Consider the following 22,284-nt stretch of genomic DNA (forward strand, 5'->3'; position numbering starts at 1 on the left):
CACGGGGAACTAAACGGCGGCCGGTGGTTCGGATTGGGCGAACGGCGGCACACCGTCATCACGGTGCTTGTCTGTGTGGCCGGTGTTCTCGTCGCCTTCGACGACATCGCCCCGCTCCGGGCGCTCGCGGGAACCTTCGGGGCGAGTCTCGCCTGGGTCCCGCTGCTGCTCTGCGGCCTCCTGCTGCCTCGGGACCGGGACAGCATGTGGCCGAGAGTCCTCATCCTGCTGCTCGGTACGGGTGTGATCGTCACGGCGGTGACGTTCTTCGTCCTTCCCAGCGAGAGTAAGGGCGTCAATCTCTACTTCAAGGCCCTCGCCGTCGGGATCCCGATCGCGGTCTTCTTCGCCATCATGGTCGTCGCCGGGAGACTCGCGGCTTACCGGCCCTCACTGATCACACTCTTCGGCTTGGTCAGCCTCGGGATGCTCGTGCTGTTCGGCGCGTTGGACCTGCTCGGCGTCATGCCTCGCAACGACGTGTGGTTCCTGCACGGGATCGAGAATCTCAACCAGCGTGCCCGAGGGGGACGCTTCGAGGCCTCCGCCCTCGGTGCCGGAGTGCTGGTCGCGTTGGCCACGGCTACTCTCCGGGTCCGCAACAAGGCGTGGGCGCTCGGCATCGGTGTCGTGGCCGGCGCGCTGGCGTACCTCATGCCGAGCCGGGGAACGCTGGTGGCTGGGATGGCTTTCTGCGCGGCCATCTTCGGAGCCATTCTGCTGCATTGGTTGGTGCCCCGAGTGGGACGCTGGGCGAACGTCGCACCGGGCGGCGTACTCGTGGTCGTGACGCTACTCGGCGGATTCGGGCTGGGTGCTCTGGTCACCGCGCCCCAGTGGGCCGGAATGTCGTACTCCAGCTCGGACGCCGTGCGCTCGGTGTGGGGTGACGCCAGCATGGACGCCGCGCTGGACCATCCGGTCGGGATGGGATTCTCCGGTCCGCTGGAGTGGTTGCCCAATTACGTCCGGGCTTCCATGGACCAGTTCGACGACAGCTTCTCACCCTCGGACTTCACCGAGCTGGACGAACAGCTCAACGCCGACGGCAGCTACGGCTTCTCGCCCAAGACCATGCCGAGCCTCTTGGGCGTCTATTTCGGGGCGGCCGGCGTGCTGGCGCTGATCGCCATGTGGTTGGCCATCGGCCGGAGAGTCGCTGACGCCTGGCGGGCCGGGTATTTCATGGTCGGTCCCGCGGCTCTCGCCCTTGCCGTAACAGCCGCCACGTACTTCTCCAGCATCTACGCCTGGGAGCAGGCCTTTCTCCTGGGCGCGCTGCTCGGAATACCACACATGCTCCGCAACGACGGACCCAACCTGACGCTCCCGAACGGACGGGTGCCGGTCCGAGACGCCCTCGGGAAGCGGTGGCTGTTGGGCCCCTCGAGAGCAGGGACCCGTAGGAAGCGGGTCACGGTATGAGGCGGACGGTCGCGTGGGCGAGCATCGGGCTGGCTAGTTCGCAACTGTCGCGGATTGTCGTCGCCCTGATGCTCGCCCGGATCCTCGGGCCGACGAAGTTCGCACCTATCGCGGCCGGTGCCGTGTTCATGACGTACGTGTCACTCAGCGTCGACCTCGGCCTTGTCTCCGCCATCATCCAACGCCCGTCGCTGACCTCACGCCACCTCCGTACCGCGGCCCTGATGAGCTGGGCCTGCGGTTCCCTCTTCGCGGTCGGCACCGTCGCGGCGTGCCTCGCCGGCCTGGCAGGCCCGCTCGGCTCGACGACGATGCTGCTCTTCTGCATGCTCAGCGTGGCGCCTCTGATCCGGTCGATCGGTCTGGTATCGCAGTCGCGCCTCTATCGGGAGCAGCGGCAGCACCTGATCGGCATGGCCGAGACCGGCGTCGCGCTCATCTCGCTCGCCTGTTGCGTGGTCGCACTCGTCCTGGGTCTTGGGGAGTTCGCGTACGTGGTGTCGGTCCTCGCCGCGGATGTGGCCCTCACCATCGCCTGGATCTGGCTGTCGGGACCGTTCCCGTGGCCGCGGTGGGATCGGGAGAGCTTCCGAGAGCTCTGGTCCTTCAGTTCCAAGAGTTTCGGCTCCGACGCCCTGGCGGTGAGTAGCAGGAACATCGACTCCATTATCGTGGGCTGGATGGCCGGGGCCGCCCAGTTGTCGGTGTACTCGGTCGGTGTGCGGTTCCTCGTGACGCCCGTCCAGTTCCTCGGCGAGGTGATCGTACGGGTGGCGTTGCCGGAGTTCTCGGAGCGGCATCGCGCCGGCCAGAGCCTCGGTCCGGTGCTCCTGACACGGACCAAGTCGCTGAGCGTCGCGATCTGGCCCACCCTGACCATGGCCTTTTTCGTGGCGCCGTGGCTTGTGCCGGTGGTGCTCGGCGAGCAGTGGAGGTCGGCTGTCCCGGTGACCCAGATCCTCTGTGTCGTCGGCGCCGCCCAGGTTTCCGTCGGTTTCGTCCGGCCGGCCATGTGGTCTGTCGGCGCCGTGAAGCCGTACTTTCTCCTGACTGTGGCGATGTTCGCCGTCAGCCTTCCGGTCTATCTGGTTGCGGCGAACTGGGGTGCGGTCGGGATCGCGACCGGGTACGCCCTGACCGCCCTCGCTCTGGCGCCGGCCATGTCGACCGTCGGCTCGCGGGCGCTTGGGCTGCGTCCGGCGCGGACCCTCGCTGCCGTCTTCTCCGGTGTTCCGGTCGCTGCCGCTGTCGCGCTGCCGGTCTTGCTGGTCGGCTTCCTGCTTCGCGACCCGGCGCAGCGAGCGTTGGCGCAGGCCGCCATCGCCGTGGCCCTGTTCCTGCTCGTGATGGTGATGGCGTTCCGCCGGGGCCTGCTACATCCACGCTCGGCCGGGAGCGCCTCCGCCGAGCCGGCTGACCAGGGAGGCGGCTTTGCCGAGCCGGACTCTCCCGTCGCGGTTGCGGTGGATCATCGGTAGGCGGCGGCTGTTCTTGCAGCGGATCAGCAGGTCGGCCTTGGTCGCGGCCAGGGACCTTGATCAGGTCGACGACGTGGGAGGAGTGGTTGGCACTAGCCCTCACCCCTCCCGATGTGGCAGGGCCGCAACACCTTCACCCCCGCCACCGGCCTGACCCGCCGTTGGTCACCCGCAGCGGCTGGCGGCCCTTCTCACCGGTGTCCTGGTCAGTGGTAGGGACCAGGACACCGGTCGCACGGCTTGGCCGCGTGGAAGACGACGGCCCCGACCCGGATCCGCCGGCCGAGCCAGCCGTCCTCGGCCACGGCTGCGCGCCGGCAACCACCACAATGGGCCGGAACCGGGTCGTCGGCAGCGGGGCCCTCGGCGTCGCCGGACTCGCCGCGTGGGCCGTCGTCGGCGCCGGCTGACGGGCTGACGCGGTACCGGCCGAGGTCCCTCTCGGCCTGCCGTCAGCGGCCCCCGGCGCGGAACACCTCGGCCACCGTACGCAGAATGATCTTTATGTCGAGCCAGAGCACCCAGTTCTCGATGTAGTAGTTGTCGAACCTCGCCCGGTCGGAGATCGGCGTATCGCCGCGCAGGCCACTGACCTGTGCGAGCCCGGTGAGCCCGACGGGAACCCGGTGCCGCGACGCGTAGTTGGGGTACTCGGCCGTGAACTTCTCGACGAAGTACGGCCGCTCCGGCCGCGGCCCGACCACGCTCATGTCACCCCGGAGGATGTTCCACAGCTGGGGCAGCTCGTCCAGCGACGTGCGGCGCATGAACCGGCCGATGGGGCTGACCCGGTTGTCGTGCGCGATGGACCAGTTGGTCTGGGACTCCTGCTCGTTTACCGGACGCATCGACCGGAACTTGATTACCTTGAATGGCTTGCCGTACCGGCCGATCCGCTCCTGGTAGAAGAAGATCCCACGGCCACCGTCGATGAACGTGGCGATGGCGCAGAGCAACAGCACCGGGCTCAGCAGGATGAGAGCGATCGCGGCGAACAGCACGTCGGACGCCCGCTTGATGGCCCACCGCGGGCCGGTCAGCGAAATGTCACCGATCTTGACGATCGGGAACGCGCCGATGTGGTCGGGGTAGCCGTTGTGGGAGCGTGAACCCCACAGGCGCGGCACGGCCCAGAGGTCACAACGCGAGCTGCGCGGCTGCAGCAGAGTGTCCATGAGCGTGGACTCGTGGCAGTCCGGGTCGGCGATGATCAGGACCTCGCACTCCGTCAGCCGGATCAGGTGTTCGAGGTCCGTCAGCGTCCCACTCAGGGGAAGCGCCTCGTTGTCCTGTCGTGACGGAGCGTCGACGCAGCCGACGAACCGTAGGCCGTACTGAGGGTAGCGGCGCAGCAACCTTGCGAGTTCGAGACCGATCGGTCCGCCGCCGACGATGAGCGCGTTGTGCTCCGCCCACCGATGCTTGCGGGACAGGACGGTGAACGCCCGGCTGGCCGCGCGCCCGAGGATCACGAACAGCGCTGACAGCGCGACGTCTCGCATAAAGCCGCCGACGTACGCCACTGAGGCGTGGCGCTCCGCCGCGATGATGGCCACCACCGAGGCGGCGGCCAGCAGTCGCCCACAAAGGCTCGGCAGTTCATCGAGAATGCTCACGTGACGGCGCGGCCGGTAGAGGCCGCCGACCGCGAAGAGGGTCACTGTCAGGGCGGCGTTGGCCATGGTCCCGCGCCAGTAGCTCTGGCTCAGCAGCAGCGGAGCGAGCAGCGCGACGGCGTCGACGGGAGCAACCATCATCCATGCCCGCATCCACCGCAACCGCGACGAGGTGCGGGTCCTTGCGTACGGAAGAACGGCAGTGGTATTCAGGCCTGCGACCTCCGCCTTGGCCTCCGCCTTGGCCTCCGCCTGAACCTGCGACTCTCTAGCTTTAGGGACGGGCGGGGCCCCACCGTAGAGGCGGACCCCGTCGCCCGGCGTGTCAAATTGTCGCCCGCCGAGTGGTGGCGTGGACGGATGGCTTGTCGCTGGCTGGCCTGACACTTGTGGACCTCCCCCGTGAAAGCCCTCGGTCACGTGTCCCGACCAGAGGGCGACCGAACTCTACGATCGGCCGGAGCGCGCCACCATGGCCGGCAAGCCAGTTCCTACTCCTACTTTGCGGCGGACAGGATCTCCGGAACGTTGTCGTTGCGGACCGCTCCGAAGACCCGGGCGGCCCTCTCCTTGTCGGCCAGCACCACGCTCTCGGTGCCGATCATCCCGGTGCCCTTGGTGGGGGAAGTGAGGAACGTCAGGTTGCCGCTGCGCAGATCGCGCATCTCGGACGCGAGGTCCAGCAGGTTCAGCGACTTGTCCACGGCGACCGCGTCCGCCGTCGCCTTGACGAAGGAGTTCAGCTTGGCCGGGTTGGCGAGCGTTCCCCCGGATGCCGCCTTGTCCAGGATCGCCTTGATGACCTGCTGCTGGTGCCTGATCCGGGCGAAGTCGCCGTCGGCGAAGGCGTGGCGTTCCCGTGCGTAGTCGAGCGCGGTGGCCCCGTCCATCGTCTGCCGGCCCTTGTTGAACGTGCGGTTACTGCTCAACGCGTAATTCGAGGTGAAGCCCTTCTCCACGTCGATCTCGATGCCGCCAAGGGCGTCGACGATCTCCTTGAAGCCTGCGAAGTCGACCATCGTCACGTGGTCGACGCGTACGCCGGTGAACTTCTCCACCGTCTGCACCATCAACGGAACGCCGCCCCACGCGAAGGAGGCGTTGATCTTCGCGTCCTTACCGCCCCGGCCGTTCGATGACTTCGGCACGTTGACCCAGGTGTCCCGTGGGATCGAGATGAGCTGGGCGCTGGACCGGTCCTTCGGAAGGTGGGCCAGGATGATGGTGTCGGTCCGGGAGCCGGAGTCACTCTCCGGATCGCGCGAGTCGCTGCCGAGGATCATGATGTTCATGGCGCCCTTGGCGCTCTCACCCACCTGCGGACGCTCGGCCTCCGGCACACCGTCGAAGGCGTCGACGCGCTCAATGCCGGAGTTGATCGACCGGAAGTACAAGCCGCCAGCGATCATTCCGCCACCAGCGAGCAATGCGAGGACCACGAAGGTGATCAAAGCGACTTTTTGCCACCGGGGACGCTTGGTGCGCGCCTTCTTGGTCGGCTCCGATGGTTGCTGTGCCGCGATGAGCTGGGTCTCGGGCTCCGCGTACTCTTGGCGATACTGCATGCCGCGATGCTACTGATTGCGGGTTACGCTCACGTGCCCCCGTCTGGGCCGTACGGTTTCACATCCTGACCAAAAAACTTTCCGCCCGGACGATCGCCTGAACCTGGTATGAAGCAGCGGTGGACGCCACGCAGCTGCGCCGGGCCATCGCCCGTACCCCGCTCGCCCCCGTCGCCGCATTTCCCAAGCGGCTCGCCCGGGTCGCCCGCCATGACGCCAAGGTGCTGCGCATCTCGGCCCGGTGGCTGGTCACCTCCCGGGAACATCACAACTACACGTACGAGCTGACCAAACTCAGCCGTCACCACCTGGCCTGGTTCGTCAGCGTGGTCTGCGACCGGCCCGTGCAGCAGGTCCGAGGGTGGCTCGACGAGATCGAGTCCGACCAGGCGCTGCGCCAGCACATCGAACGGGCCACCGCGGGCGCCGCCCGCCGCGGTCTCGCCGACAAACACGTCCACTACGCCCGACGCGTGGGTTGGTACGCGATCGTCCGGGCCACCCGCCCCGCACACGTGGTGGAGACCGGCGTCGACAAGGGACTGGGCACCTGCGTCCTGGCGTCCGCCCTGCTCCGCAACGCACAGGAGGGCCACCCGGGCCGGGTCACGTCGCTGGACATCAACCCCGAGGCTGGCTACCTGGCCGCCAGCGAGCCCTGGTCGGAGGTCGTCGACCTGGTGATCGGCGACTCGATCGCCTCGATCGGCGCACTGGACCGCCCGGTCGACCTCTTCCTGCACGACAGCGACCACAGCCGCGCCCACGAGAAACGCGAGTTCGACGCCGTCGAGCCGAAGCTCGCCCCCGGCGCGATCCTGCTCACCGACAACGTCACCAGCACCAACGTGCTGGCCGAGCACGCCGAGCGCACCGGCCGGCGGTTCCTCGCCTACCGGGAGAGCCCCGCCAACCACTGGTACCCGGGAGACGGCATCGGCGTGGCATGGTGACCGGGTGCGGCTGACCTCGATTCACACGTACCCCGTCAAGGGTTGCCACCGGCTCGACCACGACGGCGCGTTCGTGCAGCCGTGGGGCCTGGCCGGCGACCGACGCTGGATGGTCGTGGACGCCGACGGCGTCGGCGTCACCCAACGCGAGACCACCCGGCTGGTCGGCCTGCGCGCCACCGTGCGCCCCGGGGGTCTGGTGCTGAGCGCCGACGGGCAGCCCGACCTCGACGTGCCCGAGCCGGCCGGGGGTGAACCGGTCGCGGTGCGCACCTTCCGCAGCCGCAAGCTCCCGGTCCCGGCCCTGCTGGCCGGCCCGGCGGCCGACGACTGGCTCGGCGCGTTGCTCGGCCGACCGGTCCGGCTGGTCTGGCTGGGTCAGCCGACCCGCCACCTGGCCGCCGGGGACCGTGAACACGACACCGGTGACCAGGTCAGCTTCGCCGACGCCTACCCGCTGCTGCTGGCCAACACCGCCTCCCTCGACGCCCTCAACGGTTGGCTGGCCGAGGCGGGGGAGGAGCCGGTGCCGATGACCCGGTTCCGGCCCAACCTGGTGGTCGACGGGGCGCCGTCCTGGGCCGAGGATGACTGGGCCGGCCGGTCGCTGCACATCGGTGACCTGCGGTTTCGTGCCGCCGGGCCGTGCGACCGTTGCGTGGTGACCACCACGGACCAGGAGACCGGGGTACGCACGAAGGAGCCGCTGCGCACACTCGGGCGACACCGCAACGTCCAGCAGAAGCTCCTCTTCGGACTGCACCTGGTGCCGATCGACAGTGGACCCCTGGCCGTGGGGGCTCCGGTCGTCCTCGCGACCTGACGGGCGGGCGCGACCCGCGATCGGTACGCGCCGATCACCGTCCGTCGATGCTGTCTTAGCTTTGGCTTAGCCGGCTTGTCCGCCCGCGCCCGGGTCCGGCAGCATCGCCGTCGTGACGGACGAGAGCGCTGTCGACATCACCATCGACCTGGACCATGCTCCCGAGGAGCGGCCCGCGTCGTCGTCCCGCTCGGTGCCCTGGCTGGTGGCGACCGGCGTCACCGTTGTCGCGGCGGCACTCGGCCTCACCCTGACCCTGCGATCCGGCTCCGCCCCGGCCTGCGCCGCCGCCCGACCGCTCGCCGCCGCGCCACCCACCGGCAACGCCACACACAGCGGCAAGGCCACCTTCTACGACTCGAAGGGTGCCGGCGGCAACTGCTCGAACCCCGCCGCGCCGGCCAACCGGCTCTACGTGGCGCTCGGCCCGAGCGAATACTCCGCGGCTGCCGCCTGCGGCGGATTCCTCGACGTGACCGGCCCGAAGGGCACCGTCCGAGTGCTGATCATGGACCAGTGCCCGGAGTGCGCGCCCGGGCACCTCGATCTGTCCCGCGAGGCGTTCGCCCGGATCGCCGACCCGGTCCAGGGCCTCGTCCCCGTCACCTACCGCGCTGTGGTCAACCCGCCGCTGCCCGGACCGCTCACCTTCCGGATGAAGGAGGGCGCGTCGCAGTGGTGGTTCGCCGTCCGGATCGGAAACCACGGCAACCCGCTGCGGTCCGTCGAGGTCCGCCAGGGTGACAGCGGTGCGTGGCAGTCGGCCGCCCGGCAGGACTACAACTACTGGCTGATCGCCTCCGGTGCCGGGCCCGGCCCGTTCAGCATCCGCGTCAGCGACGTCTACGGAAACCGGGTCACCGTCGGCGGCGTCCGTCTGGCACCCGGTCAGGTGCAGAACAGCGTCGTCCCGATGTACGGGCGCGGCGCCGTGGCGGCCACCCCGCGCGCCTCCGCATCGGCCCGGCCGCCGAACAGCCGACCCGCTGTCACGCCGACCCCCGCCCGCCGTCCGGTCGAGGTGGCGAAGGCGAGCGCACCAGCCACCGGTACGCCGACCACCCAGCCGGCCGGAGCGAACGCCCGCTGGTGCGCGGGCTGACCGCTCAGTCGACGGGCGTCAGGTCGAGCCACATCAGGATCTCGTCGCGGTCGTCATCGGGCGCCACCCGCAACGCGCGCGGCAGCCGGCCGATCTCCCGATAACCGAGACGGGCGTAGAACGTGTCCAACCCCAACCCGTCGCGCACCGTGACGTGCAACGCCTCGTGGCCGAACTCCCGCCCCAACCGGGCCGCCTCGACCATCAGCGCGGCACCGTAGCCGGCGCCCTGAGTGTCCGGGTGGACCATCACCCGCTTCAACACACACCAGTGCGCCTTGAGCGGGAAACGGTTGTCACTGAAGATCAGAACCGCCACCAGCCGGTCTCCCGAGTAGCCGACCAGCAGCCGGTCCAGACCGTCGGCGATACCGGCGAAGGTCGGGTCGGCGAGGACACGAACGTCAGCGGCGGTGACCGGCGGCACGAAACCGACAGCGCCGCCGGCGTTGCTGACATCCGCCCAGAGGTCGACGATCTCGGCGCGCAGTTGTGGGGTCAGGTCGGGGTCGAGGACGAAACGCAGACTCACGCCCGCCATCCTGACCCGATGACCAGGCCCGCGACCCACGACAGTGACGCTCCCGACAATCGCGCGCTGGTGCGGGGTGTGTGTCGACCTGTGCGGGAGAGGGGATTCGAACCCCCACATCCTTCCGGATACAGGTTCCTAAGACCTGCGCGGCTGCCGTTACGCCACTCCCGCCAACGCCCTGAGTCTAGAGCGTCTGGCGTCGACGGTGTTGAGCCCGGCCTCCCTGAGGATGGTCGAGACCGTGCCATGACTCACCCTGCATGCTCGGCCCGGCAGATTGCGGAGGATCCCCGACAGCCGCTTCGGTCCAACATCAGGATGCGCCAGCGCCTGTTCTATCACCACGTCGCGATGCGCCCTCGAACGCCACCTTCGGTCCGGACGTGGCCTCAACACTCCGTCCTGCTCGAGCCTCCGCCGAACCTTGTGCAGATAGGCCGGGGACCAGTCCAACCGCCGTGCCGCCTCCAGGGCCGTCACCTGCTGCGCGTCGACCTGACCAAACAGGTCGACGAGATCCTCCCGCCTTGCTGGTCGGCGACCGGATCCGGCAGTCTCGTGCGAGCGTTCCTGGTCACCGGGCGCCGGTCGCACGGGAATGGTGGGGATGCGAGCCTGGTTCCGCCGGCCGGCGTAGGTGGAGGTCTGACTGTGGCAGTTCGGGCAGAGGAGCCGCAGGTTCGGTGGACGGTTGTCGAGGAAGTCCCCGTTGATGTGGTCGACGTGCAGGATGAGTGGAGCGCCTCGCCACACCGGCCCTATCCCGCAGCCCTCGCACTCCTGCGGCACGCCGAGTGTGCCCAGCGCCCACTTCAATCGCACGCCGGGCGTCCGACGGGACCCGTCGGGCAGCACGACCAGAAGTTGTGCTGATGTGGTGCGCCGTTCACCTCGGCGGCCCTTGTTGTGTGCCTGACCGGTGAAGTGTGACGTGTCGACGTTGAAGCGTTTGAGCTGCCGACTGATGTGCGCGTGCGAGCCACCGCTGACGCGAACGCCGAGCAGCCGCATCACCTCGGTGATGTTGCGCGCGGCGGCGGCAGCGGCCGCCAACGCTTCGGGCGTGTACTTGTATCGAACCACTGACGCAAAGTAGCGGCCCGGTACGACAGATCAGTCCAGGCCGAGGTCACGGCGGAGCTTGGCGACGTGACCGGTGGCCTTGACGTTGTAGAGCGCCCGTTCGATCTTGCCGTCGGCGTCGATCACGAACGTCGAGCGGATCACGCCGGTGACGGTCTTGCCGTAGAGCTGCTTCTCGCCGAACGCGCCGTAGGCGGCCAGCACCGCCTTGTCGGGGTCGGACACCAGCGGGAAGGTGATCGCGTCGCGCTCGCGGAACTTCGCCAGCTTTTCCGGCTTGTCCGGGGAGATGCCGACGACCTCGTAGCCGGCGGCCTGGAGCGAGGCGAGCGAGTCGCGGAAGTCGCAGGCCTGCTTGGTGCAGCCGGGGGTCATCGCCGACGGGTAGGCGTACAGGACGACCTTGCGGCCTCGCAGGTCGGCGAGGGAGAGCTGGTCGCCGGTGTCGGTGGCGAGGGTGAACTCGGGGGCGGGGTCACCAGCGGAGAGGCGGTCGGGCGCGGTCATGGCCCGACGATACCGCTGGGTTGGCCGGCGCCGTCGTCGGCGAGCCGCGCGGGTCCGCGCCGGCGGGTGAAGATCGACTCGTGGTTCTGGAAACCGGGGCATCCCCGACCCGCGGACACCCCGACATCAAGAAAGGCGAGTCGATCACCCGGCGGGCACCCCGACGTTCACGGAAGCCGAGCTGATCACCGGGACGTGTCGACGCCGCACCTGACCTGGAAGGTGATCAAGCTCATCCGTTGTTGCAAGACTCTGGCAACAACGAGGTTTGGGAAATAGGCTGACCCACGCCGGCCCGGTCGGGTCCGCTGACGCGTGGGAGGTCGCGTGGAAACACTGGCGATGCACATCTCGAACGGGATCATCGACGGTCCGGTCGCAGCCATCTTCGCTGCGCTGGCCCTTGCCGCGCTCACCGTCTGCGTCCTGCGCGGTCGGCGCGACCTGGACGACCGGCTGGCCCCGATGGCGGGCCTGGTGGCGGCGTTCATCTTCGCCGTCCAGATGCTCAACTTCCCGATCTTCACAGCCGGCGTGAGCGGCCACCTGCTCGGTGGCGCGCTCGCCGCCATGCTGGTCGGTCCGTGGGTCGGCGCGCTCTGCGTGGCCGTGGTGCTGGTGGTGCAGGCACTGATCTTCGGTGACGGCGGCGTGGCGATGCTCGGCCTCAACATCACGAACATGGCGCTGCTCGGCACCGCTGCGGCGTACGTGCTGATCGCGGTGCTGCTGCGGGTGCTGCCCCGTACGCGGGCCGGTCTGGCCGTGACCGCGTTCGTCGCCGCCACGCTCAGCGTGGTGGTCGCGTCGCAGGGCTTCGTCCTGCAGTACTGGCTCGGCGGCACCACCGACCTGGGTAACAACCTGACCGGCCTGGCCGGCACGATGGCGGGCGTCCACCTGCTGATCGGCATCGGCGAGGGCCTGATCACCGCGACCACAGTGCTCACCGTCGCGAAGGTGCGCCCCGACCTGGTGTACGCGCTGCGCTCTCTGCGCACGCCCGCCGCCCCTGCCGCCCCCGCTGTCCCGGTCACCGGAGGTGCCCGATGAAGAACCGTTCCTGGGCCTTCCTGGCCGGTGGCCTGCTGGTCGCCCTGCTGCTCGCCGGTGTGGTGAGCAACTACGCCTCGTCCCACCCGGACGGACTGGACTCGTCCCTGCTCAAGGGTTGCACCGTCGACGCCGACGACAACATCGTCGGCGGCAGTTGCCCCGCCCAGCAGGCCCGTGACCACGAGCTGGCCGACAGCCCGCTGGCCGACTACGGCGTGCGTGGCGTGCGGAACAGCTTCGTCTCCACCGGCCTCTCCGGGGTGCTCGGGGTGCTGGTGACCTTCGCGATCGGCGCTGGCGGCTTCTGGCTGCTGCGCCGCCGGGGCACGACGCCGACCGACGGCACCACCCCGACCGGCGGCAACGGAGACACGACGACGCCCGCCGAGGGTGACCCCGCGACGTCCGACGACGTCCGGCGCCGCGCCGACGCGGCCAGCTGAGCAGGGGTACGCGCAGATGGGTGCCGGTCACGGGCACGTGCTGTACCGCGAGTCGGACTCGCCGGTGCACCGGCTCCCGCCCGAGGTGAAGATCGTGGCGATGGTGGTCTTCACCATCGCCGTTGTGGCCACCCCGCGTACGGCGTTCTGGGCCTTCGGCGCGTACGCCCTGCTGGTGGCGGTGGTGGCGGCGCTGGCCCGGGTGGGGCCGCGGTGGTTGCTGAGCCGGGCGCTGATCGAGCTGCCGTTCGTGCTGTTCGCGGTGGCGCTGCCGTTCCTCGGCAGCGGCGACCGGGTCGAGGTGCTGGGCCTGCGGCTGTCCGAGGACGGCCTGCACGGCGCGTGGAACATCCTGGCCAAGGGCACCCTGGGCGTGCTCGCCTCGCTGCTGCTCGCCGCGACCACCACGACCCGGGACCTGATCGTGGGGCTGGACCGGCTGCACTGCCCGCAGGTGTTCACCCAGATCGCCACGTTCATGCTGCGCTACCTCGACGTGCTGATCGGCGAGGCGCGGCGGATGCGGGTGGCCCGGATCTCCCGGGGTGACGACCCGCGTTTCCTGTGGCAGTTGCGGGGCTTCGCCGCCGGGATCGGGGCGCTGTTCCTGCGCGCCTTCGAGCGGGGCGAGCGGGTCTACCTGGCGATGTTGTCGCGGGGTTACACCGGGCGGATGCCCGCCGTGTGGCAGAGCGAGGGCGCGGCGACCACCGGCCAGTGGCTGGTCGCGGCCACCGTGCCGGTGTTGGCGGCCTCCATCGCCGCCACCGCCGTCGTGCTGTCATGATCGGTGTCGTGCAGACCGCTGTCTCGCTGGACGTTCGTGGCGTTCGCTACGCGTACCCTGATGGGCATGTCGCCCTGCACGGGGTGGACCTGAGCGTGCCGCGCGGCGATCGGGTGGCGCTGCTCGGGCCCAACGGGGCCGGCAAGACGACGCTGGTGCTGCACCTCAACGGCATCCTCACCCCGACCGAGGGCAGCGTGAGCGTCGGCGGGCTGACCGTGACGCCGGATCGGGCCACCCTGGGCGAGGTGCGTCGCCGGGTGGGCATCGTCTTTCAGGACCCGGACGACCAGTTGTTCCTGCCCACGGTGGCGGAGGACGTGGCGTTCGGGCCGGCGAACCTGGGCCTGCGCGGGGCGGAGTTGGCCGCCCGGGTGGACGAGGCGCTCGCGGCGGTGGGGATGAGTGAGCACCGGGAGCGGGCCCCGCAGCATCTGTCGTTCGGGCAGCGCCGCCGGGTGGCGGTGGCCACCGTGCTCGCCATGCACCCGGAGATCCTGGTGCTCGACGAGCCGTCGTCGAATCTGGACCCGGCGGCCCGCCGTGAGCTGGCTGAGATCCTGCGCGACCTGCCGGTGACCCTGCTGATGGTCACGCACGACCTGCCGTACGCGGCGGAGCTGTGCGAACGCTCGGTGATCCTGGACGGTGGCCGGATCGTCGCCGACGCCCCCACCGGAGATCTGCTGCGTGACGAGGCCCTGCTGGCCCGCCACCGTCTCGAACTTCCCTACGGCTTCACCCCGCGGCCGTAGCTCCGCGCTCGGCGTCCTCGACGCGCGGTGATCGGGCGGCGGCCCGGGACGCGGCGTGCAGGCGGAGAACTCCCGCGGCGGTCGCGCCGGCACCGGTGATCAGCACCACCGCCACCATGACGCGGGCGACCTCGGGCGACCAGGGCACCGGAGCGATGGACCGGGCGAACACGGCGGCGTTCGCCGCGCCGCCGAAGAGCGCCAGGCAGGCCCCGGCCAGCGCCACCGCGAAGTCGGCGGCCGGGCGGCGGGCCAGCGCGTACCAACCGGCGGCGACCGCGCCGAGGCCGGTGAGCAGCGACCAGATCTGCCCGGACAGCAGCCCGACCAGCACCCCGCCCACACCCTGCGCGCCCGCGTCCAGTTCACGCCCCACCGGGTACACGACGGTCAGTGCGCCGCCGACGACCAGCAACGCGCCCACGGCGGACAGCGCGCGGGCGCCGGCCGGGGCGGCGGCGGCGACCAGGCCGAGCGCGCCCACCGCGAGCAGGCCCACGATGGTCACGGTCCACCAGGTGTACGCGTCCGGCGGCGGCACCCAGTCGAGGGTGCCGCCGATGACCACCGGGTCGGCGCCGTCGCGCAGCGGGACCGTCCAGTCCCGCACCCGGTGCTCCCGGTCCGGTGCGGCGCGTACCGCCGCCGGTGGCGCCGACTCCTGCCACAGTGCGCGCTGGTCGTGCCAGCGCACCGTCGGCCCGTCGTCGATCCGCCGCCAGGACGGCGGGGCGGCCGGGTCGGCCTCGGCCGGGAGCGCGGTGTCCCCGGTGATGGTGCGGTTCAGGTACGTGGCGGGAGAGCGGCTGTTCTCGAAGATCCCGTCCGGGCCGACCCGCAGGTACGGCTCGCCGGAGTAGCCGATCACCTCGACGGCGCGGCCGGTGCGGTTGGTCAGCTCCAGTCGGGCGCCCGCCTCGACGACGCGTACCTCCAGCCCTGGCCGTGCCGGTGTGACCCCGGTGGTCCGGGCGCGGTAGTCGGTGCCGTCGGGTGCGTCCGCGCCGTGCGCGGCGGCGGGCGCCGCGGTGAGCAGGGTGGCCGCGCAGGCTGCGGTGGCGACCAGGCCGGCCCGGGCCAGCAGGGTACGGATCACTTGCCGGCCGCCGCCACGGCTGCGGTGAGAGCGTCCGGGGTGGGGTTGTCGACTGGCTGACCATTGACCTTGACGGTCGGCGTGCCGGTGACGTTGCTCCGGCTGGCGTCCTCGGTGACGTGTTCGGTCCACGTCCGGTAGGTCTTGTCCTTCACGCAGCTGCCGAAGGAACCCCGGTCGAGGCCCACGCCGACACCGATGTCGATCAGCTGGTCGTCGGTGAGCCCGGCGCTGCCCTCCGGCGGCTGCTGGGCGAAGAGCGCCTTGGCGTACTCGTGGTACTTGCCGCCCGCTGCGGCGCAGCCGGAGGCGGCCGACGACCGGGTCGAGTATTCAGTCGTGGAGAAGCGGTTGAGGTACGCGACCGGGTGGTAGACCACCTTTGCCTTGTTCTCGGCCACCAACTGTTCGAGCGTCGCCCCGCTGGTCTGCTCGAACTGCTTGCAGGCCGGGCAGAGGAAGTCCTCGTAGACGTCGACGGTGACCGGCCCGCCGCCGGTGACGATGCCGGTGCCGGCCGCGTTGGCGCCGGGCGGGGTGGTGAACTCGTCGGAGCGCTGGCTGGACCAGGCGGCCCAGCCGATGACACCGGCGATGACCAGGACGACGACGGCTGCGGCCGAGACCCAGATCGTGCGCCTGCGCCGCCGCTCGCGGGCGAGTTGCTCGCGGACCACCCGGGCGGCGTCCCGCTGCCCCTTGCGACTACTCATCCTCGTCCTCCACAACGGGCTCGCCGGACAACCATCCGTCCACCGAGACGGGCGTACGTGGCCAGATCAGCAAAAATCCGGCCAATACCAAGAATCCCAGGTCCCGAAGGATCTCCGGGAGGTAACTGGGGGCCTGTCCCTCGGCCAACTGCCCGCCGCTGCCGAAGCAGCCGCAGTCGATGGCCAACCCCCGCGCCCAGGCCGAGGCGATCCCCGCGATGAAGACCACCAGCAGCGCGGCGGACACCCCGGCGACGAGCCGGGTGGCCAGCCCGAGCAGCAACAGCACGCCCAGCGCCAGCTCGACGAAGGGCAGGGCCGCGCCGATCACGCTCGCCACGTCGTACGGCATCACCTGGTACGCGTTGACGGCACGCCCGGAGGCGGCCAGGTCGCCGACCTTCGACGCGCCGGCCACGAGCCAGACGGCGGCGAGGCCGAGCCGGGCCGCCGTGCCGAGCCAGGGCCGGACGGCAGGCCAACGGCCAGCCCCGGAGGGAGGTGCAGTCACGCTCATTTGTCGTCCCGTCTCCGCCGGAAGTTCCGCGCTCAGCCGGTCAGCGCGTCGCCGGCCGCCTCGACCAGGTCGTCGCGGGCCCGGGCGACCCGGGAACGGATGGTGCCCACCGGCACCCCTTCGACTGCGGCGGCCTCGGCGTACGACAGACCGAGCAACTGGGTGAGCACGAAGGCGGCACGCCGCTCGGCGCTGAGCCGGCGGACCAGGTCGGCGGCCCCGAGTTGACCGGCCGGGTCCGGGTAGGGGCGGTCGGTGTACGCGTTCGCCGCCAGGCGCTCGTCCAGCCTCCGACGGCGGATCACCGTGCGCAGGTGGTCGGCGCAGGCCCGCCGGGCGATGCCGAGCAACCAGGTGCGGGCGCTGGAGCGACCCTCGAACGCGGGCAGCGCCCGAAACGCGCGCAGGTATGTCTCCTGGGTCAGGTCGTCGGCGCTGTCCGGGTCGACCAGAGCGGCGGCGAACCGCCAGACCTCGACCTGGGTCAGCCGGACGAACGCCGCCTGGGCGCTCGGGTCACCGTCGCGGGCGATCAGCGCCCACTCGGTGGCCGGGTCCCGGGCGACGTCACCGGCCGGCTCTGCCGGCTCTGCCGGACCGGCGGCACCGGTGTCACGCGGGACGGGGATCACGACAAACCAGGTTACGCGGCGCCCGTCGCAGCGTCAGGGTCCTTCGGCCCTTGGATGTTCTGCACCACGTCGGGAACTTTTTCCCAACGCGAGCCGACTACCTGCTCATGACACGCGATCCCTCCCGCGCGGCACTGGCGGCTGAGCAGAGTTGAGCCTTTCGCCCGACTCGGGTCGCCGAGATCCACACCAGTCGGCGACCATGGCTGGCATGACTGTCGCCCCCCGCCGCTGGTTCGCCCGGCTGGCCGCAGCCGCCGGCCTGCTGGTCACCGTCGTCGCCCTGTTGATCGCGCCGGCCACCTCCGCGAGCGCCCACGCGGTGCTGGAGAGCAGCAGCCCGGCCGCCTCCTCCATCGTGCCGAGCGGGCCGTCCGAGGTGGTGCTGACGTTCAGCGAGTCGGTCCGCAAGGTTCCCGGCAAGATCCGGATCATCGCGCCCGACGGGGCCCGGGCCGACCGGGGTGAACCGTCCTTCGCCGGCGGTGTCGTGACCATTCCGGTGGACCCGGCCGGGGGCCGAGGCACCTACCTGGTCAGCTTCCGGGTGATCTCCGCCGACAGCCACCCGGTCTCCGGGGCGTTCACCTACTCGGTCGGCGCACCCTCGACGCCACCCGTCGACTCCGGCTCGGACAGCCGCGCCAACCCGGTGGTGGGTACGGCGGTGAAGGTGGCCCGCTTCCTCGGCTACGCCGGCCTGGTCCTGCTGGTCGGGCCGGCGCTGGTGCTCGCCGCGCTCTGGCCCCGACGGCTCTCCCGCCGGGGGCCGACCCGCCTGGCGTGGACCGGCCTGGGTCTGGTGGCCGTCGCCACCCTCGCCGACCTGTGGTTGCAGGTGCCCTACACCGCCGGCGGTGGCCTCTTCGACGTCACCGGCGAGGGTTTCGGCAGCGTGTTCGGCAGCGCCTTCGGCGCCGCCCACCTGGTCCGGCTCGGTCTGCTGGCGGCGTCCGTCTTCCTGCTCCGGCCGCTGCTGGCCCGACCGACCGGCCGCGCCGACGCGATCATCCTGGCCGTGCTCGGCGGCGCCACCCTGCTGACCTGGCCCCTGGCCGGGCACCCGGCCGCCTCCCCGGCGCCGGCGGTCTCCGTGGTGGTCGACGCGGTGCACCTGGGCAGCATGGCCGTCTGGCTGGGCGGTCTGCTCATGCTCGCCGGCTTCCTTCTGCGCCAGGCCGACGAGCGGGAGTTGAGCGCGATCCTGCCGATCTGGTCGCGCTGGGCGGCGCTCGCCGTGTCGGCGCTGCTGCTGGCCGGCACCGTCCAGGCGCTGATCGAGGTGGCCACCCCGCAGGCGCTGTTCGACACCACCTACGGGCGGCTGCTGCTCGCCAAGATCGCGCTGTTCGCGCTGGTGATCGCCGTGGCCGCGTACTCCCGGCAGTTGGTCCGCCGCCGTGTCGCCGCGCAGCGACCGGCGCCGGTACGCCGGGCGGTCTGGGTGGAGTTGGCCGTCACCGTGGTGGTGCTGGGCCTGTCCGCCACGCTCGTGCAGACCACGCCCGCCCGCACCGCCGTCGCCGGGCCGTCCAGCACCGAGGCCGGCCTGTTCAGCACCAGGCTGTCCAGCCCGCTCTACGAGATGCAGGTCGAGGTGAGCCCGGCCCAGCGGGGCAACAACTCGGTGCACCTGTACGCGTACGGCAAGGACAACCTGCCGCTGCCGGTCGTGGAGTGGAAGGCGACCGCCGCGCTGCCCTCGGCCGGGATCGAACCGATCGACGTCCCGTTGCTGCCGTTGACGGACAACCACGCCTACGGCGACATCAGCCTGCCGGCGGCCGGCGACTGGCAACTGAAGATCACCGCCCGAACGACCGACATCGACCAGGCCACGGTGACCGCCACCGTGCCGATCCGTTAGAGAGGTCCGCGAAACCCATGACCCGAATCCGGCGTACCGCAACCGCCGCTGCCGCACTGGCGTTCACCGCCGCCGCCACCGCTGTGCTCGGCTTCGCCGGACCGGCGTCCGCCCACGTGACGGTGAACCCGAAGGAGGCGACCCAGGGTGGCTACGCCCGGGTGGCGTTCCGGGTGCCGAACGAGAGTGACACCGCCTCCACCACGAAGCTGGAGGTGACGCTGCCGGAGAACGCCCCGGTCGGCTCGGTGTCGACCATGCCGGTCCCCGGCTGGACGGTCGCGACGGAGAAGCGCAAGGTGGACCCGCCGATCGAGGTGCACGGCAGCCAGCTCACCGAGGCGGTCTCCAAGATCACCTGGACGGCCACCGGTGACGCGGCCGTGAAGCCGGGCCAGTTCCAGGAGTTCCCCGTCTCGATGGGGCCGCTGCCGCAGGTCGACTCGATGGTCTTCAAGGTCCTCCAGACCTACTCGGACGGCAACATCTCGCGCTGGATCGACCCGCCGACGCCGGGTGCCGAGGAGCCCGAGAACCCTGCTCCGGTGCTCACCCTGACCGCCGCCGCGGCGCCGGGCGGTTCGGCCGCACCGGCCGCCGCCGCCGTCGCGGCGCCCGACGATGATGACGACGACGAGGACGGCAACGGCCTCGCGGTTGGCCTCGGTGTGGCCGGTCTCGTCGCTGGTCTGGCCGGCCTGGTGCTGGGCGGGTTGGCGTTCACGCGGACCCGTCGGGAGCCGGTCGCCAAGTCCTGACCCCGGTCACACCGCTGGCCCGCCGGACCATCCGGCGGGCCAGCGCGCTTTCTGGAGTCGGCAACCGCCCGTGCCGTGGATATCCGCTGATCAGGCGGTCTACGTCGGTAAGGTCGGCCGGGTACTTGGCTACGGAGGGGGACGGTGCGGATGCGGTTCGTGCGGGTGATCGCCGGAGTGCTGCTGTTGGTCGTGGGGATTCCGGCGTTGTTCGCCGGAGGCGCGCTGTGGCTGGTGACCCGCCACGCCGACCCCGACGGGGCCTACGCCGCCCGCTTCGAAACGGTCCGCACGCCCGGTCACGCGGTCGTGGTCACCGACCTCGACCGGTTGCTGCGGCAGGAGGCGCCGTTCGCGCGTACCGCGCAGACCCGGCTGCGACTGGACGCCCGTACCGCGGACGGCCCGGCCTTCGTCGGGCTGGCGCCCACCGCTGAGGTACGCCGCTGGCTGGAGCCGGTGCCGTACGCGTCGGTCCGCCGGGTGGCGCTGGCGCAGGGCCCGCTGCCGGTCCGGCTGGACGCGGCCGGTCCGGCCGTGGGCACCCCGACCGCAGCTGAGGCGGTCACACCGCTGGGGCGGCCCTTCTGGGTACGCGAGGGGATCGGCTCGCTGGAGTGGAGTGCCGGGGACCTGGCCGGTGAGCCGATGAGCCTCGTGGTGATGCGCCCCGACGGCGGGGCGGATCTGGCGCTGGACCTGCGCGCCGAGTTGCGCGCCGGGTGGACCGGGCCGGCCACCTGGGGGCTGCTGGCCGTGGGCGTCCTGCTGGCGGTCTGCGCGGTGCTGCTCCTGCTGCGGCCGCTGCGCCCGCGTGAAGTGATCTTCGTGGTCGAGCCGGATCAGGTGCCGGTGCTCGCCGGCCGGCTCGGGGTCACCTCGCTGAGTGGCCTGGGCTCCCGGGACCCGGGCCCGACCTCGCCGTTGCCGGCCGTCCGCCAGCTCACCCCGGTCGGCTCGGCTGCGGGGGAGCGGCTCCGCTCGGCGATCGGCACCGCACCGTCCCGGCCGGTCACCCTCGCCGACCTGGACGAAGCGGCCCGGTTGCCGCGCCCACCGGAGGTGACGCTGAGTCTCGCGTGGCCGCCGGCCGGTACGGAGGCCACGGACCAGCCGGTGGAGGTCCCGCCGGTGGCGACCCGGCCGACGGTGGACGAAACGGCGAGCGGCCCTCCGCGCTGCCGACGCGGAGGGCCACCCTCACCGGGGGATCGGTGCTACCTGAGCGACGCTTGAGGTAGATGAGGTCAGATTAGCGCTGATGGTGGCTACTGGGGAGATCTGTCCATTTGGCGCGATTTTTCCTCACGGCGGCCTGAGTCTTCCTCAGCGCGTCGCGCGCGCACCGGCAGGACCACCAGCAGCAGCACGCTGATCAGCACGTAGGCGTTCTGCACGACGAAGTCCGCCGGGTTCTCGGTGCGGACCGGTTCCACGCCCCAGGCCTGGAACGTCACCACGCCATAGATGATCACAGCGGTGATGCCCAGCGCGAGCCCGGCCAACCACCGACGCCGGCGTGCCTCGTCCGGCCGGTCGGCACTCAACGCCGCGTCCGCGAGCAGCACCACCGCCGGAACGAACCAGTAGATGTGGTGGGTCCAGGTGATCGGGCTGACCAGCGAACCGACCAGCCCGGTCAGCGTCAGGCCCGTCAACGCGTCACCGGCCCGAGCAGCGCGGGCGGCCCGCCACAGCCCGTAGACGGCGACCACGGCGACCAACAGCAGCCAGAGCAGCTGGTCCGGCTTCGCCGGCGCGGTGAACCGGCTGAGCAGGCCGAACAGCGACTGGTTGCCGACGTAGTCGGTGCGTCCCACCCGGTCGGTGGCCCACAGTTCGTGCGTCCAGAACCGCCACGAGTCGCTCGGGGCGATCGCCGCCGCGAGCAGGGTCGCCGCCGCCGCGGTCGCGCTGGCCACCGCCGCGGCCCGCCACCGCCGGGTGGCCAACAGGTACACGATGAAGATGCCGGGAAAGAGCTTGAGTGCCGTCGCCAGCCCCACGCCCACCCCGGCCCAGCGTCGCGCCTGCGGCACCGCGTACAGCAGGTCGGCCAGGATGAGTACGACCAGCAGCATGTTGATCTGACCGAAGGTGATCGTCTCGCGGGTGCTCTCCACCGCCAGCACCAGCAGCACGGCGACGATCAGGGTGAACGTTCGCGGCAGGTGGTGCCGGGCGATGAGCGGCATCACCACCCACCGGGTGGTCAGCACCACGGCCAGCACCGTTAGCACCGTGAAGATCGTCACGGTGGCGCCGAGTCGCAGCAGACCGAACGGCCACAGCAGCAGCGCGCTGAACGGCGGGTACGTGAAGTACAGCTCGCCCTGCACGCGGTCGGGTTGGACGTAGTCGTAGAGCGGGTGGCCGACGCGCCACCAGTCCATGGCCGACATGTAGATCTTGAGGTCGAAGAAGTTGTGCACGAGGCCGCGCAGGTAGAGCGCCGGCAGCACGGCGACAAGAGCCACCACCGCGACCAGGCGACGGACCGTACGGCCGCCGGGATCGTCGTCCGTGACGGCGGGCGGTGCGACGGGTTCTGCTGGCACCCCGAAACCCTAGCG

General features: G+C 70.9%; 22 protein-coding genes, 1 tRNA gene and 1 pseudogene. 13 read left to right on the forward strand and 11 right to left on the reverse strand.

Annotation, left to right across the window (positions count from 1 at the left end; translation table 11 throughout):
- Positions 1 to 63: 63 nt before the first annotated feature.
- The 3 genes from HNR22_RS24995 (at position 64) to HNR22_RS25005 (ending at position 3,313) form a co-directional block, all read left to right on the forward strand.
- A complete protein-coding gene (locus HNR22_RS24995) occupies positions 64 to 1,425 on the forward strand; it encodes a hypothetical protein (protein ID WP_179782393.1) in 1,362 nt (453 codons plus the stop codon).
- Positions 1,422 to 2,903, forward strand: a complete 1,482-nt coding sequence (locus HNR22_RS25000) for an oligosaccharide flippase family protein (RefSeq protein WP_179782394.1) — start codon at positions 1,422 to 1,424, stop codon at positions 2,901 to 2,903. Before HNR22_RS24995 ends, HNR22_RS25000 begins: the two co-directional genes overlap by 4 nt.
- A 248-nt stretch (positions 2,904 to 3,151) precedes the next feature.
- The gene (locus HNR22_RS25005; RefSeq protein ID WP_179782395.1) at positions 3,152 to 3,313 is read left to right on the forward strand and encodes a hypothetical protein; all 162 of its coding nucleotides are present in this window, start codon (positions 3,152 to 3,154) and stop codon (positions 3,311 to 3,313) included.
- A gap of 42 nt (positions 3,314 to 3,355) precedes the next feature.
- Here HNR22_RS25005 and HNR22_RS25010 read toward each other — a convergent pair whose 3' ends face one another.
- Together HNR22_RS25010 and HNR22_RS25015 are read right to left on the reverse strand one after the other, a co-directional pair.
- On the reverse strand, positions 3,356 to 4,660 hold the full coding sequence (locus tag HNR22_RS25010) for a sugar transferase (protein ID WP_179782396.1): 1,305 nt from the start codon (positions 4,658 to 4,660) through the stop codon (positions 3,356 to 3,358).
- A gap of 356 nt (positions 4,661 to 5,016) precedes the next feature.
- Positions 5,017 to 6,084, reverse strand: a complete 1,068-nt coding sequence (locus HNR22_RS25015; RefSeq protein WP_179782397.1) for an LCP family protein — start codon at positions 6,082 to 6,084, stop codon at positions 5,017 to 5,019.
- Between the two features lie 119 nt (positions 6,085 to 6,203).
- Here HNR22_RS25015 and HNR22_RS25020 point away from each other — a divergent pair, with 119 nt between their 5' ends.
- The 3 genes from HNR22_RS25020 to HNR22_RS25030 all read left to right on the forward strand — a co-directional run bounded on the left by HNR22_RS25020 (position 6,204) and on the right by HNR22_RS25030 (position 8,962).
- On the forward strand, positions 6,204 to 7,037 hold the full coding sequence (locus HNR22_RS25020; protein ID WP_179782398.1) for a class I SAM-dependent methyltransferase: 834 nt from the start codon (positions 6,204 to 6,206) through the stop codon (positions 7,035 to 7,037).
- 4 nt (positions 7,038 to 7,041) lie between these two features.
- Complete coding sequence (locus HNR22_RS25025) at positions 7,042 to 7,860, forward strand: MOSC domain-containing protein (protein WP_179782399.1); 819 nt, start codon at positions 7,042 to 7,044, stop codon at positions 7,858 to 7,860.
- Between the two features lie 112 nt (positions 7,861 to 7,972).
- The gene (locus HNR22_RS25030) at positions 7,973 to 8,962 is read left to right on the forward strand and encodes an expansin EXLX1 family cellulose-binding protein (RefSeq protein WP_179782400.1); all 990 of its coding nucleotides are present in this window, start codon (positions 7,973 to 7,975) and stop codon (positions 8,960 to 8,962) included.
- 4 nt (positions 8,963 to 8,966) lie between these two features.
- Here HNR22_RS25030 and HNR22_RS25035 read toward each other — a convergent pair whose 3' ends face one another.
- The 4 genes from HNR22_RS25035 to bcp all read right to left on the reverse strand — a co-directional run bounded on the left by HNR22_RS25035 (position 8,967) and on the right by bcp (position 11,087).
- Positions 8,967 to 9,494: a GNAT family N-acetyltransferase gene (locus tag HNR22_RS25035; protein ID WP_179782401.1), complete on the reverse strand. Its 528-nt coding sequence runs from the start codon at positions 9,492 to 9,494 to the stop codon at positions 8,967 to 8,969.
- 91 nt (positions 9,495 to 9,585) lie between these two features.
- Positions 9,586 to 9,668, reverse strand: a tRNA-Leu gene (locus tag HNR22_RS25040).
- Positions 9,654 to 10,580, reverse strand: coding sequence for an HNH endonuclease family protein (locus HNR22_RS25045; RefSeq protein WP_218906696.1), 927 nt, complete (start codon positions 10,578 to 10,580; stop codon positions 9,654 to 9,656). Before HNR22_RS25045 ends, HNR22_RS25040 begins: the two co-directional genes overlap by 15 nt.
- A 30-nt stretch (positions 10,581 to 10,610) precedes the next feature.
- Positions 10,611 to 11,087 (reverse strand): thioredoxin-dependent thiol peroxidase, encoded by a 477-nt coding sequence (bcp, locus tag HNR22_RS25050; RefSeq protein ID WP_179782402.1) that lies wholly within the window; start codon positions 11,085 to 11,087, stop codon positions 10,611 to 10,613.
- A gap of 327 nt (positions 11,088 to 11,414) precedes the next feature.
- Here bcp and HNR22_RS25055 point away from each other — a divergent pair, with 327 nt between their 5' ends.
- The 4 genes from HNR22_RS25055 to HNR22_RS25070 are packed head-to-tail and all read left to right on the forward strand — an operon-like array spanning position 11,415 to position 14,128.
- Positions 11,415 to 12,140, forward strand: coding sequence for an energy-coupling factor ABC transporter permease (locus tag HNR22_RS25055; protein WP_099850968.1), 726 nt, complete (start codon positions 11,415 to 11,417; stop codon positions 12,138 to 12,140).
- Positions 12,137 to 12,586, forward strand: a complete 450-nt coding sequence (locus HNR22_RS25060) for a PDGLE domain-containing protein (protein WP_246381002.1) — start codon at positions 12,137 to 12,139, stop codon at positions 12,584 to 12,586. The genes HNR22_RS25055 and HNR22_RS25060 overlap by 4 nt, the downstream gene beginning before the upstream one ends.
- A 16-nt stretch (positions 12,587 to 12,602) precedes the next feature.
- Positions 12,603 to 13,373 carry a cobalt ECF transporter T component CbiQ gene (gene cbiQ, locus HNR22_RS25065; protein WP_179782403.1) on the forward strand — a complete coding sequence of 257 codons (771 nt, stop codon included), beginning with the start codon at positions 12,603 to 12,605 and terminating at the stop codon, positions 13,371 to 13,373.
- Positions 13,370 to 14,128, forward strand: coding sequence for an energy-coupling factor ABC transporter ATP-binding protein (locus HNR22_RS25070; protein WP_099850971.1), 759 nt, complete (start codon positions 13,370 to 13,372; stop codon positions 14,126 to 14,128). Before cbiQ ends, HNR22_RS25070 begins: the two co-directional genes overlap by 4 nt.
- On the opposite strand, the gene HNR22_RS25075 is transcribed toward HNR22_RS25070, so the two are convergent.
- The 4 genes from HNR22_RS25075 to HNR22_RS25090 are packed head-to-tail and all read right to left on the reverse strand — an operon-like array spanning position 14,112 to position 17,086.
- Positions 14,112 to 15,224, reverse strand: coding sequence for a hypothetical protein (locus HNR22_RS25075; protein ID WP_179782404.1), 1,113 nt, complete (start codon positions 15,222 to 15,224; stop codon positions 14,112 to 14,114). The two genes, HNR22_RS25070 and HNR22_RS25075, sit on opposite strands and share 17 nt — an antisense overlap.
- Positions 15,221 to 15,937, reverse strand: coding sequence for a DsbA family protein (locus HNR22_RS25080; protein WP_179782405.1), 717 nt, complete (start codon positions 15,935 to 15,937; stop codon positions 15,221 to 15,223). The genes HNR22_RS25075 and HNR22_RS25080 overlap by 4 nt, the downstream gene beginning before the upstream one ends.
- Entirely contained in the window at positions 15,930 to 16,454 is a 525-nt protein-coding gene (locus tag HNR22_RS25085; protein WP_179782406.1) for a MauE/DoxX family redox-associated membrane protein, read from the reverse strand. Before HNR22_RS25085 ends, HNR22_RS25080 begins: the two co-directional genes overlap by 8 nt.
- Positions 16,455 to 16,486: 32 nt before the next feature.
- Positions 16,487 to 17,086 (reverse strand): sigma-70 family RNA polymerase sigma factor, encoded by a 600-nt coding sequence (locus HNR22_RS25090; protein WP_179782407.1) that lies wholly within the window; start codon positions 17,084 to 17,086, stop codon positions 16,487 to 16,489.
- Between the two features lie 202 nt (positions 17,087 to 17,288).
- Between HNR22_RS25090 and HNR22_RS25095 the strand changes: the two genes are divergently transcribed.
- From HNR22_RS25095 to HNR22_RS32075, 3 genes and pseudogenes are all read left to right on the forward strand, one after another.
- Positions 17,289 to 18,953 carry a copper resistance CopC/CopD family protein gene (locus HNR22_RS25095; protein WP_179782408.1) on the forward strand — a complete coding sequence of 555 codons (1,665 nt, stop codon included), beginning with the start codon at positions 17,289 to 17,291 and terminating at the stop codon, positions 18,951 to 18,953.
- A 17-nt stretch (positions 18,954 to 18,970) separates the two neighbouring features.
- Positions 18,971 to 19,711 carry a YcnI family copper-binding membrane protein gene (locus tag HNR22_RS25100; protein WP_179782409.1) on the forward strand — a complete coding sequence of 247 codons (741 nt, stop codon included), beginning with the start codon at positions 18,971 to 18,973 and terminating at the stop codon, positions 19,709 to 19,711.
- 678 nt (positions 19,712 to 20,389) lie between these two features.
- Positions 20,390 to 20,947: pseudogene (locus HNR22_RS32075) on the forward strand (hypothetical protein); the annotation flags it as partial.
- Positions 20,948 to 20,979: 32 nt separating this feature from the next.
- On the opposite strand, the gene HNR22_RS25110 reads toward HNR22_RS32075, so the two are convergent.
- A complete protein-coding gene (locus HNR22_RS25110; RefSeq protein WP_179782410.1) occupies positions 20,980 to 22,269 on the reverse strand; it encodes a glycosyltransferase 87 family protein in 1,290 nt (429 codons plus the stop codon).
- Between the last annotated feature and the right edge of the window lie 15 nt (positions 22,270 to 22,284).

This window comes from Micromonospora jinlongensis, assembly GCF_013410645.1.
Classification (GTDB): Bacteria; Actinomycetota; Actinomycetes; order Mycobacteriales; family Micromonosporaceae; genus Micromonospora; species Micromonospora zamorensis.